Here is a 16,324-nt window from a genome sequence, read left to right as displayed (position 1 = left end):
TGCATCACCGGGCGCTGCAAGCACAATGACCTCAGGCAGGCAGTTGGGATGAGGCCTTTTGAGCTGGGTCTTTAACCAAAAAGCGGATGACCGTTGCACCGGATGCGATGGGCGACAGACGCGCCGTAAACAACCCATCACTTTTGTGGATCACGTCTGCTTCCCACGTGGCGCGTTCGCCCACTTTCATTACAAAATCCAGCATATCAGCCCAGGCAGGGTCTGGTTCCGCCTGCGCCTGCCATTCCTTCAGAGAGTCAACGATCGTGACATCTGCAAAACTTCCCTCGGGGTCCATGCTCCACATCTCACGAAAGGCTGTGTTGCAAAACGTCAGAACCCCTGCGGCGGAAAATACGGCAAGCGCATCCTCAAAGGTGTCCATCAGGGACTGGCCCAACTCCAGCTCCGCCCGGAAGTTGCGGGTAAGGGAGATTTCGGCTGTAATATCCTCAATCAAAAAGGCAACGGCACCGTCCGGGTGTGGGCGCCCGCTGATGCGGTAAGTGTGCCCGGTGTCGAGGGTCCAAGTCTCCTGATAGCTGGCATGGGTTGCCGCGGCGATCATGTCTGAGATTTCCTGCCGCCAAGAACTGTAATTCTTTGGCTTTGGCATCACGCGATTGTCGCGCAAACGGTCAAAAAAGGCGAGCAGACCCGGACGCCCACTCAGAAACTCAATCGGTAGCGAGGTCAGATCAACCATGGCGGGGTTGAACAGGGCCAATTGTCCGTTGCGGTCGAAAATGGCGAGCCCGATAGACAGATGTGCAAATGTCTTGGCCAGTGTCTGGACGAAATTGCGCTGGGCCACTTCGGCTGCGATCACAGCGTTGATGTCCACGGCATGATAAATTGTGCTGTCATCCACTTGGGTGGCCGTGACGTTGTACCATTCGGTCAAACCGGTTTCTTCGATTCTGATCGACGCGCGTACAGTGCGTTTTTCATCTAACTCATCTGGGTCGAGGTGGAACAACGGATCATCTGTTTCTTCTTCTGATGGGCGTGCGGCATCGGTCAGCGTCTTGTAGGCTGTGTTGTGCCAACGGATTTTGTCATCAGCGCCGACAAGCCATATGGGGTAAGGTGAGGAAGCCGCAGCAAGCCGGAGTATTCCAAGCTTGGCCTCAATCGATTTTATTTCGTGAACTGCGCTTGCATCGGTAAGAAAGTCATCTTCGATCACCACACGCGTCATTTCCTGTTCCCGGTCGAGATACAGGACAGCAGGGTCGTCTGGCGCTCCGGCGTGAAGCGTCAGTTTATCGAGACAGCGCAATGCTTCACCATCCGGCAAGCCGGGAAACCGAGCAGTCAGTGCAGCACGCAAAGAATGCCAATCCGTTTCACCGGACTCTTTTGAAAGAACGGAGCGCCCCTGATCCGTTGCATGTTCCAGATCGAGATCGCAAAACAGGAAATGCATTCCGTATGGGCTCGGCTGCGCCGTAGCTTTTTGCGGCGTTGGTTGCGAACCTAAAAACGCGATGCCAGCAATGACAGCAGCTCCCGCTCCGATAAGCACTACAATGATCTCGACTACAGGCACGTCCCGTCACCTTTCATTAGCGAGGGCTCACAGATGCTTCACTAAGGTTAATGACGGGTTAATTTGGAGGGACCGAACGCAAGTTTAGGTCTTTATTTTTTCGTTTTGTCCCGGAGGAACGGCATTTTCACCAATTCGGGCGTCGATCTTGTGACGCGGCCACTCAACTGCGACGATCGCTCCGCGGTATTCGCCGTCGACTGGTGTGGTGGCGTATGGGTCAGATCCGTTGACGAACGTCAGTTCGGCACCCGAACGTTCGAGTAGGGTTTTGGCGATGAAAAGTCCAAGGCCCATGCCTTCGTATTCAGGTCGTTCAACGGGGATGCTGCTGGCTTTGCGTGCCCGAACAAAAGGATCGCCAATCCTACCCAAGACCTGGGGCGGAAAACCGCGCCCGTCATCCATGATCCTCAGAGTGATCCGATCGTCTGTCCAATAGGATTCGATCCAAACGGTTGATCGCGCAAAATCAACGGCATTCTGAACAAGGTTGCGCAACCCGTGGATGATTTCTGGCTTGCGCAAAATCGATGGCTGGTCGATCTCGACCCCTGCATCGGGATCATGTGTGTACTTCACATATTTCCCACGGTGGACGTGGGGTTCTGCAGCCTCCTGAACCACCGCCATCAAAGGCGCCTGACGCAGATGCAGATCGTCTTTTCCCACCCGTCCCATGTCCCGCAGAATATCGCGGCACCGGTCGGCTTGTTCGCGGATCAGGGCCGCATCCTCACGCAATTCGGGTTGATCGGTCAGCTCTTCCATCAGTTCTCCGCTGGCCAACTTGATCGTGGCGAGGGGCGTGCCAAGTTCGTGGGCCGCAGCCGCAACTACACCGCCAAGGTCTGTGAGTTTCTGTTCGCGTGACAGTGCCATCTGGGTAGCCGAGAGGGCGTCGGACATTGAGTGAATTTCGACAGTCACCCGGCGGGAGTAGAGACCAATGAAACACACAGCAATGACAAGCGCGATCCAGTTGCCGAATACAAACAGGTCCGGAATACGCAGCACTGCCCCATCCTGAGTGCGCAAAGGCAGGTGAAATTCGGACAGCAATGTGACAATGATGATGGCCGTTGCCCCAACTAATATCGTCGAGCGTGTTGTCAGAACAGCGGCGGAAATCGTAACTGGGCCAAGCATGAGAAGCGCGAACGGATTGTTCAAACCCCCGGTCAGCGCGAGCAGAAACCCAAGTTGCAGCAGATCAAACAGAACCATCAGCAGGTTCTCGGATTCGGCGAGGCGCTTGTTTTCAGGGAAGATAAAGATAGCGATCAGGTTGCCGATAACAGAGATACCCACCGCCAGATAGCAAAGCCCAAGCTCCAACTGCAGGCCGTACATGCGTTGAGCAACGGTCAGCGCGACAAGCTGGCCAACAATTGCCACCCAACGCAACAGGATCATTGTGCGCAGCCGGATCCAGTTCGAACGTTGCTGGCCTGCGATTAGGCCAAAATCTGATTGCGCCATGATGTCACTACTTCGTTGGTTGCACTGGAGTGTAAGGTTGATAGCTAGGACATCAACTTCCACGCCGAAAGGACGATCATGACGCGTATCATTGCACCCATTGCCGCCCTTGTCGCTGCCGTTTTTCTGGGTGGTGTCTGGTGGATCTCGCGACCCAGCGATGAAAGCGCTTTTGGCCAATGCTCAGCCACGACGATAGCTGGGGACGGCAATCAGATTGGTGGCCCGTTCGAGCTGGTGAATGCGGAAGGAGAGACTGTCACCGACAAGGATGTGATCACCGAACCCAGCCTGATCTATTTTGGATATACGTTCTGTCCAGATGTTTGCCCGCTGGATACGGCGCGCAATGCCGAAGCGGTCGATGTCTTGGCAGAGCGTGGGATGCCTGTGACGCCTATCTTCATTACCATTGATCCAGAACGGGATACGCCCGAACTGGTTGGTGATTTCGCCTTTAACCTGCACGAGAAGATGATCGGCCTAACCGGATCGCCCGAGCAAGTTGATGCCGCTTCAAAGGCCTACCGAACCTACTACAAGGCTCATGACAAGTCTGACGAATTCTATCTTGTTGATCATTCCACCTTTACTTACCTCGTCTTCCCTGAAATCGGGTTTGTCGAGTTCTTTCGCCGGGATACGAGTGCTGAGGTGATGGCAGACCGCGTGGCGTGTTTTATAGAAAACGCCTGAAAACGCGGAAAAATTTGACCCCGTCTGCTGCGCGCTACATATTCCCTTCCAGCCACAATACGACGACACATGGGAACTGGAGCACAACATGGTCACTTGGGCATTGCCTGAACTTGGCGCTGACAAGAGCCTTTTGCTCGTCGATGATGACGAGCCGTTTCTTCGTCGCCTTGCCAAGGCGATGGAAAAACGTGGGTTTGAGATCGAGACAGCTGACAGTGTCGCGGGCGGCAAGGCCATCGCGGCGGCCCGCCCGCCTGCCTACGCCGTAGTTGATCTGCGGCTTGAGGATGGTAACGGGCTGGATGTCGTTGAAGTCCTGCGTGATCGTCGCCCGGATGCTCGGGTCGTTGTGCTGACAGGATATGGTGCGATCGCCACCGCGGTTGCGGCGGTGAAAATCGGTGCCACGGATTATCTGTCAAAACCAGCCGATGCGGCCGACATCACCAACGCCTTGCTGGCCAACGGTGATGATTTGCCCCCACCGCCAGAGAACCCAATGAGTGCAGATCGCGTGCGCTGGGAACATATTCAACGGGTCTATGAGCTGTGTGATCGGAATGTGTCAGAGACGGCGCGGCGATTGAACATGCACCGCCGGACGTTGCAGCGCATTCTTGCAAAGCGTTCGCCACGCTGAACCTATCGAGGGAGCAGTCTGCCCCTGTCGCGTGCGCGTCATGCCCGAGGATTGTTGAAACAGTGAAGATAGCATCGGTAGGGCTTTTTCCGCCCAAAATAAGTGTGCGCGGCGCATGCACCACCTGTGTACAGGGTGTGCACCGTTTGGCCATACACAGGTGAACGTGTTATGAATGCGGTGTTGCGTCGTTTTCAGAGATCGTAGCGTTTGAGGACCTTGTCGACCTTCTGCCCATTGGCCATTTCATAGCCTTCGATCCGCCCATAGTCCTGAAAGCCGCGGGATTGGTAGTAGATCAGCCCACCCTCGTTGTCGGCGCGGATATTGGCGTTGATCCATGCGTAACCCAGGTCCTTGGCGGCCCGTCTGGTGGCATCAAAGAGCTTTGAACCAATGCCGAGGCCGGTTTGGCCAATTTGTACAAAGGTGGCGATTTCCGCAGCTTCTGGCGGAAGATAGTCTCCACCTTGCGCGATCCACTGGAAGCCGACAACTTCTTCGCCGTTGTTTACAGCCACATGCCATGCGTCACGGTCGTATTTGTCGGCCATCCAAGTGACCAAGACGTCGCCTGTGACTTTGGTGGCAATGGCGGTGGTGCTGCCGTCTTCGATGATCGGATTGAGCAGCCGTGCCATGGACGGTGCATCCAGTGCGATGGCGGGACGGACGTTGATCATGTGCATTGTTCCAATAGGGCGGCGTGACGCGCGGTGAAGTCGGCGCGAGTTTCCAGCGGGGCGCGGAGAATGATCTGCAAATCGGCGATCATATCCAGTGGTGGGTGGCCAAAAAAGCGCGTGGCCTCTTGTTCTGTGAACCCGGCGATTTGCGTCGCCTCCATCCATGCGCTGATCTTATCGGCTTTTTTGATCTGCTTCTTGATGGTTGCGGGCACTTTGGCGGGCAGACCAAAGCGGATGTGGACTGCTGCCTCTAGCCGTTCATCTAGCGCGCCATAGCCAGGGCCAACGGCCGCTTTCACGGGCGAAATCATGTCGCCAATCACGTATTCCGGCGCATCATGCAGCAAGGCTGCCAGCCGCCATTTTGCTGGTGCGTTTGGAGCGATGCGGCAAAACAGAGTTTCGACCAGTAGAGAGTGTTCTGCGACCGAATAGGCGTAATCCCCCAACGTCTGGCCATTCCACCGAGCCACAAAAGCAAGCCCGTGGGCGATGTCCTCAATCTCGATATCCATGGGCGTTGGGTCGAGTAGGTCGAGGCGACGACCCGACAGCATTCTTTGCCAAGCACGAGGTTGTTTTGCCATTTTGTACCTTGCCTTCTGCCTTCGAAACCGGGTCCCCGTGTATTTGAGTTTTTTCACGACAGCCGGTGTTGTTAAAGCCGCAATCTGCCTGCTTTTTTCGTAGCAGGCGTGATTTCGGGCACACACAGTTTAGCGCGATGCAAAGCTGCATTGAGCCAGCACTAAGAAACTGGTAGCGGGTGCTCAACGTTAAAAAGGATTGTGCAGATGGCAACCAACTACATTGTTAAAGATATCGCGCTGGCCGCTTACGGCCGCAAGGAACTGGACATCGCCGAGACAGAGATGCCGGGCCTGATGGCGTGCCGTGCCGAGTATGGTGAAAGCAAACCGCTTGCCGGTGCTCGCATTGTCGGATCGCTCCATATGACCATTCAGACTGCGGTTCTGATTGAAACGTTGGTGGCGCTGGGCGCTGATGTCCGTTGGGCCTCGTGCAATATCTTTTCCACGCAAGACCATGCGGCGGCTGTCATTGCCGAGGCGGGTGTGCCTGTTTTTGCGATCAAGGGTCAAAGCCTTGAAGAGCATTGGGATTATCTGGACAAATCGTTCCAATTCGCCGATGGGCCGAACATGATTTTGGACGATGGTGGCGATGCTACTTTGTACATCTTGCTGGGCGCCCGTGCCGAAGCTGGCGAAGAGATCATTGCCGTTCCGACGTCCGAAGAAGAGACTGTGATCAAGGCGCAGATTGCCAAGCGGATGGCGGAAACCCCCGGCTGGTTCACCAAGATGCGCGATCAGATCAAGGGCGTATCCGAGGAAACAACCACAGGCGTGCACCGTCTTTATGAACTGGTCCGCGATGGGCAGTTGCCGTTCCCTGCGATCAACGTGAACGATTCGGTGACCAAGTCGAAGTTCGACAACAAATACGGCTGTAAGGAATCGCTGGTCGACGGCATTCGTCGCGCCACGGACACCATGATGGCGGGCAAGGTTGCTGTTGTGATGGGCTACGGCGATGTTGGTAAAGGTTCTGCTGCGTCGCTCGCCGGTGCAGGTGCACGCGTTAAGGTGACCGAAGTAGATCCGATCTGTGCCCTGCAAGCGGCCATGGATGGTTTTGAGGTTGTGTTGCTGGAAGACGTTGTCGGATCGGCTGACATCTTCATCACCACCACCGGCAACAAGGACGTGATCCGCATCGAGCACATGCGCGAGATGAAGGACATGGCCATTGTCGGCAACATCGGCCACTTCGACAACGAAATCCAGGTTGCGGCCCTCAAGAACCACAAGTGGACGTCCATCAAGGAACAGGTGGACATGATCGAGATGCCAAATGGCAATCGTCTGATCCTGCTGTCCGAGGGGCGATTGCTAAACCTTGGCAACGCGACGGGCCACCCGTCGTTCGTGATGTCCGCTTCGTTCACCAATCAGGTGCTGGCACAGATCGAACTGTGGCAGAACACAGATCAGTACAAGAACGACGTCTACATCCTGCCAAAAGCTCTGGATGAAAAGGTTGCGCGTCTGCACCTCGATCGCATCGGTGTGAAACTGACGAAGTTGGATGGCGAACAGGCGGCATATATCGGGGTAACACCAGAAGGGCCGTTCAAGCCTGAGCATTACCGTTATTGATAAGTTGGGGGGGGCGAAACTCCGCCTTACTGTTTGACAAAAAGGCCCCGCGCAGCAGCGTCGGGGCCTTTTTTACTTTTGCGCTCTGGATCAGATCGCTGTTCGGATTGGTCCGTCTAAGCGCCCTTCTTCTGCGGATTTCCGAGGTCTTCGGCCTCGATCACGTCGCTGTCTGCGGCAGTGGTTTCCACGACGGCGTTGGTTGTGTTTGCCACATCAGACCCTTTTGGCGCCAACAGCGGCAGCATCTCTGTCCCGCCGGGCATAGCGACCATCGCGCTAGGCGGCTGTTTCCATGTCAAGGTGTCGAAGGCCTCGCAATTGTTGCAGGTCGGTGTCCATTCAGGCTCGATATTCTGGCAATTGTCGCACACCCATTGCGGTCCGCGCGGGGCCGACAGTGCACGGGTGAGCCAGCCCTGAACCACTGCGTCACTGGCACCCTGTCCCCTTTCAATCGCTGCCATCAGCGTTGCCGAGCGAATTGTAGGGTCGGTTTCAAACAAATCACCAAGCGCGCGACGCGCTGCAGGAAAGTCTTCGGCAGCGATGTTGAGTTCGGACATCAACATCTTAGTTTCAGCGCTGTCCGGGTGCACGCGCCCCAACTGGCCAAATCGCTTGAGACGTGCGGCTGGAGTCTCGTCCGGTTCGATTGCAGCAAATGCGGCGGCTAGATCGGGATGCGGCTGCGCCTCCCATGCTTTTTTCAGCACGCGGGTGGCGTATTTCTTTTGCCCTTTTTCGATATAGCCTTGGGCGGCCATCACCGCCGCCGGGATCAGATCGGGGGATTGTTTGTTGGCAGCAATCGCCGCCTCGCGCGCCTCGATGGTTTGATCTTCGTCGAATATCTTCTTTGCTTCACTCAACGCGAGAACGGCATCGCGCCGTTTGTGCAAATCGCGTGGCATGCTGCCATAGCGCAGCTTGGCCGACAGGGTCTTGCGCGCACCTGTCCAATCCTCGTCCGCGGCTTGCAGCTTGAGCAGGACGTCTTGGGTGTCCTCATGCTTGGGCTTCAGCGCAAAGGCTTTTTCGGCCAGCTTCAGCGCTGTGTCTGTGTCCCCATCGGCAAGCTTTTGTTTCATGATCCCGCGCACGCCGACAAACTGGGTCGATTCGCTTTGCACCAGTTTGCGATAGGTTTCTTCTGCTTTCTTGCGATCCCCAGCCATTTCCGCTGCCTGTGCTGTCAGCAAGTTGGTCAACTCGGGACGGTTCAGATAGCGATCCGCTTTTTCCGCCTTGGCAAGAGCCACGCGCCCTTCGCCGGAGGCGAGGGCCATCATGCCTTCGGCCAATGCGTCGAACCCTTTGGCTGCTTTATTGCGCGCAAAGTAGCGAGACAGAGCCGTTTCATCGCCGTTGAGGAATTTCCAGAGAGCGACAAGTAGGCCCAGCAGCTTCAGCCCAAGCCAAATCACAACGATCAGAGCAATCAGTGCAATAACGGATTCCAGTGGGCCAAATGGATATTCACGCCCGCCAACGACAATAGTCAGACCGCCTTCCGCTTCCAGCAGATAGCCTGCCCCGAGGGCCAGCGCGGCAACCGCACAAACAAAGAAGATAATCTTGAACAAAGACCAGATCATGATGGGCCCTTTCAGAGTGCCGAGAGGCGTTGTGCCAGTGCGTCTGCGGCCTTGACCGCCTCGTGGCGCTGTTGTGCTTGTTCCAACCACGACCCGAGGGCGGATTGGGATTCTTCAGGTAGGGCGGTGCTTTCGCTCAGTGCGGTTTCAAGGTCGCCTGCGCGCACGGCTGCTTCGACCCGTGACAGGACGGCGTCGGGGTCTGACCCTTCGCGCGGCACGATGGATCGGCCTCCGAAGCGCCGTTCAAAAAAGGCACCAACGCTACCTGTGTCATCGGCGGCACGGGCTGCGTCCAGCGCATCGCGGGCTGCGTTGGCAATGCTGCCCTGCAATTGAGACAGCGGGGCGACGCCAGTACCGGCGACACTGGCCAGAGCATCTGGGATGTCCGGTTGATCTGCTGCCTGGAGGCTTTGGATTGCATCGTCAAATGGTGCGCCGCTGTCCAATGCGGTTGTGATCTGACTGACGGCAGCGCGGGCAAGGGCTGCGTTGGCTGCGGCCTGTGCATCTGCTTTGGCGTTCGCGACTTCGGCTAGAAGGCTATCGATCTCGGCTTGTTGGGTCTCGGTCGCGGCGCGAACGTCCGTAAGTGTATTTTCAGTTTCGGCCCGCATGTCCGCCAATGTGGCTGCAAAGGCTGCGGCGGGCAGGGTACCGTCCTCAGCAGGTGTCGTGGCGAGGATTTCGACTCGATCTTGCAGAGCCGCGATCTGTTCTTCCAGCGGCGAAAAATCCACGGGCTCAGGTTCGGGGAGTGGTTGCGGTTCTGGCAGGTTTGCCAGTGTTTCTTCTAACGTGTCGACCCTGTCCAACGCTGCGCTCAACTCGCTCCGCAACGCTTCGGCTTCGGCCATGCCGTCGGATCCTCGGGAAAACATGTCTGCTTGCGCCGCGATAAACCCAAGGGCCGCTGCAACTACGCCGCCAAAAACCAAGGGCAAGGCACTACGAGGTTCTTGAGTTTGTATAGCAGGTGCTACGATATTGCTCTCAGGCTCAGGCTCAGGCTCAGGCTCAGGTTCGTCGCTTGTCTCTGCCGTTACTTCGGGCGCAACTTCTTCGGCGGTCTCAGCCTCTGGTGCAGCTGTCTCTACAGCTTCTGTTTCGGGGAGGTCTGTTTCGACGATCTCTTCATTCGCTTCGAGACTAGGTGTTTCGGGCAGTGCATCGTAATCATCTGCCGTCCAAGTGTCTGCCTTGGCAGATTCTACGCTATCGACCGCTGTTTCGTTTATCTCAGGCGTTTTGCCGGTCGAGTCGTCCTTGGTGGCCTTCGTTGGGCGTTTACGTTTAGCCAAGGTCGTCTCCCCCTTCCGATTCTTTTGATGCACGTTGCATCGGATAAAACACTACTCTGCGCGCCGCTGCCTCTCAACCCGCCGGATTGCAATCAGGTCCTTGTCAGGGCTTCAGCCAGTGCAGCGCCCATTGCCTGTGCATCTGGGTGGGCCGCAACGTTGAGCGAATATACTTCGTTCGCCGGGATTTCGCGGGCAACTGCGGTGCTGAGGGCTATGATACCAACAGAATGTAGTGCCGGCGTTGAATTAATAAACTGCGCCGCCGTGCGCGGGGAAAATAGGGGTACGATAACGCGAGGGGTATTCCGGATCACCTTCTGCGCCTCGTCTGACAGAGGGCGCAGGATCTGATCATAGATTGCGATGTTGATGATGTTCAGACCCGATTGAGACAGTCTGCCCGCGATATCGCCGCGCGTGTGTTTGCCTGACAGGTGCACAAGGCAGCCTTCGGGCTGCAAAGCTTGCAGCGTCTCCACCAGACTGTCGGCATCGCTACCCACCCGCTGGGCGTTCCATCCTTTCCCTAAAGCGGCCTCGGTTGTGGTTGGGCCTATGCAATAGGCCGCGCGGCCATTGCCCTCTGGCGCGGCCTCAACCCCATTTCGCGATGAGAATACCGCACTGTCTTGCGAACCGATGTCGGCGTCACTTTGCATTGGGATGATGTCGATCAGGGGGCTGAACACAGGGTCCAACTGGGCCCGCACGTTTTCGGGCAGCGTGTCCACAAAACCTTCTGACGCAGCACGCGGGCGCGTCATGATCAGGGGAACCAGTGCGGGGGATGCATTGTTTGGCACAACTCGAAGTGTTACCTCGCGCGCAAGCCTCGTGCAACGGACCCGTAAGATGACCCCCACCCAAACCCTGCTGGGCATTGAAAGCAGCTGTGACGATACTGCCGCCGCGGTGGTACGCGGTGCGCCGGGCGATATGCACGTTCTGTCGTCGGTCGTCTTTGGTCAGGCGGAATTACATGCCGATTTTGGCGGCGTCGTGCCTGAGATTGCAGCCCGCGCCCACGCGGAACGTCTGGATGTCAGTATCGCTGCGGCGTTGGAGCAGGCAGACCTCGGTTTGGATCAGATTGATGCCATCGCCGTGACCTGCGGGCCAGGTCTGATCGGTGGTGTTGTGTCAGGTGTGATGATGGCCAAGGGGTTGTCGGCAGCCACTGGCCTGCCCCTTTACGGTGTGAACCATCTGGCAGGACATGCGCTGACCCCGCGCCTGACAGATGGGGTCGCGTTTCCCTATCTTATGCTGCTGGTGTCGGGCGGGCATTGTCAGTTCCTGATTGCGCATGGCCCGGACAAGTTTGAGCGGCTTGGTGGCACCATTGATGACGCGCCGGGCGAAGCCTTTGACAAAGTAGCGCGTCTGTTGGGGCTGGGTCAGCCTGGCGGCCCGGCGATAGAAGCGATCTCGGCCCATGGAGATGCGGCCCGTTTTGCCTTTCCGCGTCCGCTGGCCAACAAGCCGGGATGCGATCTGAGCTTTTCCGGTCTGAAGACAGCGGTTCTGCGCGCCCGCGACGATCTGGTTGCCGCACAAGGGGGATTGCACGCGTCAGATCAGGCCGATCTTGCCGCCTCTTTCCAGGCTGCTGTGCGCGATAGTCTGGTTGGAAAGAGTGCGCGGGCTTTGGAGGCTTACTTGGCTCTTAACCCGCACCAACCCACGTTTTGTGTTGCGGGTGGTGTCGCTGCGAACATGGCTATTCGTGCGGGATTGCAAGCTGTTTCTTCCGATCTGGGTGTCCGTTTTCTGGCTCCACCTCTTTCGCTGTGCACTGACAACGCCGCGATGATTGCAGCAGCCGGGATCGAACAAATGGCCGTGCGCGGCCCAGACGGGATGGCGCTTTCGGCCCGTCCCCGCATGCCGCTTGATACGGAGCGGGCCGGGATGTTGGGGTCGGGCAAGAAGGGGGCCAAAGCGTGAGTATTGCAGTCATCGGTGCGGGCGCATTTGGGACCGCCCTTGCAGTGACGCTGGGACGCGAAGGACCCGTGGCCTTGTGGGGTCGTGATGTGGGGCCTTTGGCTGCCCAACGGGAAAACCGCCGTCGATTACCCGGTGTTGCTTTTCCGGCAGACATGACCATTTTGACCCAATTAGAGACTGCTTTAGAGTCCGATATCTTACTGATTGCATTGCCAGCACAGTCCCTTTCCACCTTTGCATCTACCAACGACTTAAGCGGCAAAACCGTTGTGGCCTGCTGCAAAGGGATCGATTTGGCGTCCGGGTCTGGCCCCTCATCGCTTCTGGCCACTGCCAAACATGTCGCTGTGCTGACGGGCCCAAGCTTTGCTGCTGATATTGCACATGGATTGCCAACCGCATTGACGCTGGCCTGTGCGGATGAGGCCGTTGGGCAGGATCTGCAGGCGCAGTTGTCGACGCCAACATTGCGCCTCTATCGCAGTACGGATGTGGTGGGTGCGGAACTGGGCGGGGCGCTCAAGAACGTGATTGCCATTGGATGCGGCGCCGTGATGGGCGCTGGGCTTGGCGACAGTGCCCGCGCGGCTTTGATGACCCGCGGATTTGCCGAGATGCAGCGCGTTGCAGCAGCTTTTGGGGCGCAGGCCGAGACCCTGATGGGTCTTAGCGGGTTGGGTGATCTGACCCTGACTTGCACGAGTGACCAGTCCCGGAACTACCGACTTGGCCTTGCGCTCGGGGCGGGACGCAACTTTGATAGCAGCGTCACTGTGGAAGGGGCCGCAACTGCGCAGGCCCTGCGCCGTGTGGCGCGTGAACGGGGATTGGATTTGCCCATTTGTGCCTGTGTCGCCGATCTGGTCGCTGGTGAGGTAGATATGAAGGGCGCGATGCTGCAGTTGCTGGGTCGCCCGCTCAAGGAGGAATGACATGATTTTTGCATTGATGGCGTGGGATAAAGAGGGCGCATTGCCGATCCGCATGGAGAACCGACCCGATCATCTGGCCTATCTGGAAAGCACTGGTGTTGTCCAAAAGGCGGGCCCGTTTCTGGACGCGGATGGACAGCCCTGTGGGTCGCTGATTGTGCTGGATGTTGCAGACATGGCTGCTGCTCAGGCTTGGGCTGACAACGATCCATATGCGAAGGCTGGGCTGTTCGCAAACGTGCAGATCACGGCATGGAAACAGGTGATGGGCACATGAAATATTGGCTGTTCAAGTCCGAACCCAGCACATGGAGCTGGGACGATCAGGTTGCCAAGGGCGACGTGGGCGAGGAATGGGACGGCGTGCGCAACTATCAGGCGCGCAATTTCATGCGCGAGATGAATGTGGGAGACCGCGGGTTCTTTTACCACTCGCAAAAGGAAAAGGCTGTGGTTGGCATTGTCGAGGTGATTGCCAAGGCACATCCAGACAGCACCACTGACGATGAACGTTGGGAGTGTGTGGACATCAAAGCCACAGGTCCCGTCAAAACGCCTGTCACGCTGGAGATGGTCAAGTCGGATGTGCGCCTTTCCGAAATGGCGCTGATCCGCAATTCCCGTCTGTCTGTGCAGCCTGTTACAGAAGCTGAATGGCGCGTCGTGTGCGAAATGGCGGGCGTGCCTGCATAAACGTTTGGCGTGACGCCCGATCTCTGTCAAATTGGCATTAAACTGCCAATTGGGAGGGTGATATGGGATTTCTTGCAGTCATAATTGCTGGAATCGGCGGATTCATGTTTGGCGCGGTCTGGTACACAGTATTTGCCAAACAGTGGATGGCAGCATCGGGTGTGCCGTTGAACGAGGCCGGGGATGCTCCTGCCAACCGGTCCAATCCCGTTCCCTACATCACAAGCATTGTTGGGGCGATTTTGGTGGCAGGCATGATGTGCCACGTTTTTGTTCTTAGTGGGATCGACACAGTGGGCGCAGGTCTGGTGTCTGGATTTGGCACCGGGTTGTTCCTGGTCAGCCCGTGGATCGCAACTTTTTACGGGTTCAGCGCGCGGCCCTTTCGACTGACGCTGATTGATGGAGGCTATGCGACGTTCGGTTGCACAGTCATCGGTACGATTCTGACGCTGTTCTAGAAAAGGAAAAGGGGTCTGACCCGACTTGATCAAACCCCTCACACCCTAGGTACGCACTCCCAAGAGCCACCACACGTGTTCAATATCAGGGCCTGACCTTTCTGGTCTGACTACATAAATCTACGCAGCGTGGTGCAAAAACACAATTTCTAAGTCATTAGAATTATAGACAAAACAGAAACACCCGCCTCTACGGGCGGGTGCGCTGCAGTCAATTGCTTAGCTGGCTTAGCCGTAAACAGATTCTTTGCCGAAATGCTTGGTCAGCATGTAGTAGACAACGGCGCGGTATTTGTTGCGCTCGGATTTGCCGTAGGTTTCGAGGACGCTGTCGATTGCGGCCATCAGGTCCGGGCTGTCGGACAGGCCCAGCTTCTTCATCAGGAAGTTTTCTTTGACAGTTTCCAATTCGGATTTCTGGCTGCCTGCGACAGTCGATGCGTCCGCATTGTAGATTGCCGGACCGCAGGCAATCGTGACTTTGGTCAGCAGGTCCATGTCTGGCGTCATGCCGCACTTGTTTTTGAGGTCGTCCGCGTATTGTGCAATCAAGTCGTCGCGTTTGCCCATGTTTTCATTCTCCCAGCGGTATTAGCGCCCCAGACTTTTGGCGGCGCATGTCATTACGATTATGTTCGCGCACGTTAGCGGTAAAATTTCCGTGCACAAAGAAGTTTTCAGGGGGAAAGTATGGCCGGGTTTCCCGGTCGAGATTTCAAACCTAAAGAACGCGTGTTCAGCGGATCGTCAGTATTTCGCCAAGTGTTTTCTTTATCTTTGCCATCGCAGGCACAGTTGCATCCTCTGCAGCGTGTCCAACAGCGATGATCATTGTCGCTTTTTCGCTGTCCGGGCGTTGCAACAGTTCGCGCAGGAAGCCCATGGGATTTGGCGTATGCGTCAGTGTGGAAAGGCCAGACATATGCAGGGCCGTCAGCAACATGCCCGTCGCGATGCCAACGCTTTCCGGGACATAGTAGTGTTTGATCCGTCCGCCGTCGGCGTCGACCCCGTAGCGCTGAGCAAAAACAACGATCAACCAGGGCGCGTCCTCAAGGTGAGGTTTATCCGCATCTGTGCCAATTGGAGCAAGGGCTTCGAGCCATTCGTCGCTGGCGCCCCCTGCGTAGAAGCGACGCTCTTCTTCCTCGGCGGCGGCGCGGATCTGTGATTTCAGGTCTGGATCGCTAACGGCAACAAAGTGCCACGGCTGTTGATTGGCACCGGACGGGGCGGTGCCCGCGGCAGCCACGCAGGCCTCAATTACAGAGCGCGGGACCGGTTTGGTATCGAAATCGCGGATCGTGCGTCTTGTTGAGATTTGCTCGTGGAACGCGCTGGCCCGTTGTTGCATCTCTTCGTCAGCGACGACCGCACGGCCCTCGATCGGTTGGTGGGTTGGATCAGACATGATGTAGGGGTGCCTATAACGTTACATTCTATCTATTGATTTTATTGAGGAAATTAGACGTTCTTAGCCCAAAAGTCGACACAACATTTGCGCAAAAAATTACACGATTTGCCTATAATATTACATCCTCGATCAATTTTCGTTAGTTTGGTTCGAGGTGGGCTTTTCGTAGTCACCTTACGCACATGGCCAATAAATCAAAGTTTGCATTCTTGGATGCAATGATCAATCCCGGTCAATCAAAGTAGGTTAGAGAGCCCTTGGGTGCATGGAATACGCGGCAGTCATTCTGTCGTGCGTATAACGAGTACCCCAGAACGCGAGGCAGAAATGACAAAATCCCAAGATAGCCAAAACTATATTCCCTTCGAGAGCTTTAAGGTGTGTCAGAAGCAAAGTTTTGGCGCCTACAAGGTGACCGAAGAAGAAATCATAGAGTTTGCACAGAAATAAGATCCACAGTTCTTTCATTTGGACCATGAAGCAGCCGAACAATCGCTGTTTGGCGGTCTGTGTGCGAGCGGTTGGCACACATGCGCAATGACGATGTCTATGCTAGTTGCCATCATGGATGCAAATGGTCGATCCTGTCGGTCGTCAGAGTTTTTGGAACCAATGGCGACCTAAACTAAGAGAGAGTTTGGCTCATCTTGTTGGTTTGATTATGCGGCGCGTTGTCTGTGTTGCAAGCGGCGCGCTTCGAGCGTCTTTCGTTTGATCCTTTCCC

General features: G+C 56.4%; 17 protein-coding genes and 1 pseudogene. 9 read left to right on the top strand and 9 right to left on the bottom strand.

From position 1 onward, the window contains the following. Positions 1-31: 31 nt before the first annotated feature. Together ABJD00_RS21310 and regB are read right to left on the bottom strand one after the other, a co-directional pair. Complete coding sequence (locus ABJD00_RS21310; protein ID WP_413849094.1) at positions 32-1,552, bottom strand: PAS-domain containing protein; 1,521 nt, start codon at positions 1,550-1,552, stop codon at positions 32-34. An 84-nt stretch (positions 1,553-1,636) separates the two neighbouring features. Further along, positions 1,637-3,034, bottom strand: a complete 1,398-nt coding sequence (gene regB / locus ABJD00_RS21305; protein ID WP_413849092.1) for a sensor histidine kinase RegB — start codon at positions 3,032-3,034, stop codon at positions 1,637-1,639. A gap of 78 nt (positions 3,035-3,112) precedes the next feature. Between regB and ABJD00_RS21300 the strand changes: the two genes are divergently transcribed. Both ABJD00_RS21300 and ABJD00_RS21295 read left to right on the top strand, forming a co-directional pair. After that, a complete protein-coding gene (locus ABJD00_RS21300; protein WP_413849090.1) occupies positions 3,113-3,730 on the top strand; it encodes an SCO family protein in 618 nt (205 codons plus the stop codon). Positions 3,731-3,818: 88 nt separating this feature from the next. After that, positions 3,819-4,373 (top strand): ActR/PrrA/RegA family redox response regulator transcription factor, encoded by a 555-nt coding sequence (locus ABJD00_RS21295; RefSeq protein ID WP_413849088.1) that lies wholly within the window; start codon positions 3,819-3,821, stop codon positions 4,371-4,373. 194 nt (positions 4,374-4,567) lie between these two features. Here ABJD00_RS21295 and ABJD00_RS21290 read toward each other — a convergent pair whose 3' ends face one another. Together ABJD00_RS21290 and ABJD00_RS21285 are read right to left on the bottom strand one after the other, a co-directional pair. Further along, complete coding sequence (locus ABJD00_RS21290; RefSeq protein ID WP_413849086.1) at positions 4,568-5,056, bottom strand: N-acetyltransferase family protein; 489 nt, start codon at positions 5,054-5,056, stop codon at positions 4,568-4,570. Then, positions 5,053-5,649 (bottom strand): HD domain-containing protein, encoded by a 597-nt coding sequence (locus tag ABJD00_RS21285; RefSeq protein ID WP_413849084.1) that lies wholly within the window; start codon positions 5,647-5,649, stop codon positions 5,053-5,055. The genes ABJD00_RS21290 and ABJD00_RS21285 overlap by 4 nt, the downstream gene beginning before the upstream one ends. Before the next feature lie 207 nt (positions 5,650-5,856). On the opposite strand from ABJD00_RS21285, the gene ahcY reads away from it, so the two are divergent. Continuing rightward, entirely contained in the window at positions 5,857-7,245 is a 1,389-nt protein-coding gene (gene ahcY / locus ABJD00_RS21280) for an adenosylhomocysteinase (RefSeq protein ID WP_413849082.1), read from the top strand. Positions 7,246-7,361: 116 nt separating this feature from the next. Here the strand turns inward: ahcY and ABJD00_RS21275 are convergent, their stop codons facing one another. From ABJD00_RS21275 to ABJD00_RS21265, 3 genes are all read right to left on the bottom strand, one after another. Continuing rightward, on the bottom strand, positions 7,362-8,843 hold the full coding sequence (locus ABJD00_RS21275) for a heme biosynthesis protein HemY (protein ID WP_413849080.1): 1,482 nt from the start codon (positions 8,841-8,843) through the stop codon (positions 7,362-7,364). Positions 8,844-8,854: 11 nt separating this feature from the next. Then, on the bottom strand, positions 8,855-10,147 hold the full coding sequence (locus ABJD00_RS21270; RefSeq protein WP_413849078.1) for a COG4223 family protein: 1,293 nt from the start codon (positions 10,145-10,147) through the stop codon (positions 8,855-8,857). 92 nt (positions 10,148-10,239) lie between these two features. Further along, positions 10,240-10,914, bottom strand: a complete 675-nt coding sequence (locus ABJD00_RS21265) for a uroporphyrinogen-III synthase (RefSeq protein ID WP_413853708.1) — start codon at positions 10,912-10,914, stop codon at positions 10,240-10,242. 88 nt (positions 10,915-11,002) lie between these two features. Here ABJD00_RS21265 and tsaD point away from each other — a divergent pair, with 88 nt between their 5' ends. The 5 genes from tsaD (at position 11,003) to ABJD00_RS21240 (ending at position 14,186) form a co-directional block, all read left to right on the top strand. Next, entirely contained in the window at positions 11,003-12,097 is a 1,095-nt protein-coding gene (gene tsaD, locus ABJD00_RS21260; RefSeq protein WP_413849074.1) for a tRNA (adenosine(37)-N6)-threonylcarbamoyltransferase complex transferase subunit TsaD, read from the top strand. After that, positions 12,094-13,032 (top strand): NAD(P)H-dependent glycerol-3-phosphate dehydrogenase, encoded by a 939-nt coding sequence (locus ABJD00_RS21255; RefSeq protein ID WP_413849072.1) that lies wholly within the window; start codon positions 12,094-12,096, stop codon positions 13,030-13,032. The genes tsaD and ABJD00_RS21255 overlap by 4 nt, the downstream gene beginning before the upstream one ends. Before the next feature lies 1 nt (position 13,033). Further along, positions 13,034-13,309, top strand: a complete 276-nt coding sequence (locus ABJD00_RS21250) for a YciI family protein (RefSeq protein WP_413849070.1) — start codon at positions 13,034-13,036, stop codon at positions 13,307-13,309. Then, positions 13,306-13,725: an EVE domain-containing protein gene (locus ABJD00_RS21245; protein ID WP_413849068.1), complete on the top strand. Its 420-nt coding sequence runs from the start codon at positions 13,306-13,308 to the stop codon at positions 13,723-13,725. Before ABJD00_RS21250 ends, ABJD00_RS21245 begins: the two co-directional genes overlap by 4 nt. A 62-nt stretch (positions 13,726-13,787) precedes the next feature. Then, positions 13,788-14,186, top strand: a complete 399-nt coding sequence (locus tag ABJD00_RS21240) for a DUF1761 domain-containing protein (RefSeq protein ID WP_413849066.1) — start codon at positions 13,788-13,790, stop codon at positions 14,184-14,186. A 228-nt stretch (positions 14,187-14,414) separates the two neighbouring features. Here the strand turns inward: ABJD00_RS21240 and ABJD00_RS21235 are convergent, their stop codons facing one another. After that, complete coding sequence (locus tag ABJD00_RS21235) at positions 14,415-14,756, bottom strand: DUF2853 family protein (RefSeq protein ID WP_108836890.1); 342 nt, start codon at positions 14,754-14,756, stop codon at positions 14,415-14,417. A gap of 166 nt (positions 14,757-14,922) precedes the next feature. Beyond that, positions 14,923-15,597: a nitroreductase family protein gene (locus ABJD00_RS21230; protein ID WP_413849064.1), complete on the bottom strand. Its 675-nt coding sequence runs from the start codon at positions 15,595-15,597 to the stop codon at positions 14,923-14,925. A 465-nt stretch (positions 15,598-16,062) separates the two neighbouring features. Between ABJD00_RS21230 and ABJD00_RS21225 the strand changes: the two are divergent. Further along, positions 16,063-16,224: pseudogene (locus ABJD00_RS21225) on the top strand (hypothetical protein); the annotation flags it as partial. Between the last annotated feature and the right edge of the window lie 100 nt (positions 16,225-16,324).

This window comes from Tateyamaria sp., from assembly GCF_039945315.1.
Taxonomy (GTDB): Bacteria; Pseudomonadota; Alphaproteobacteria; order Rhodobacterales; family Rhodobacteraceae; genus Tateyamaria.
The sequence above is the reverse complement of the archived record's forward strand: the minus strand, read 5'-3'. Positions and strand labels throughout refer to the sequence as shown.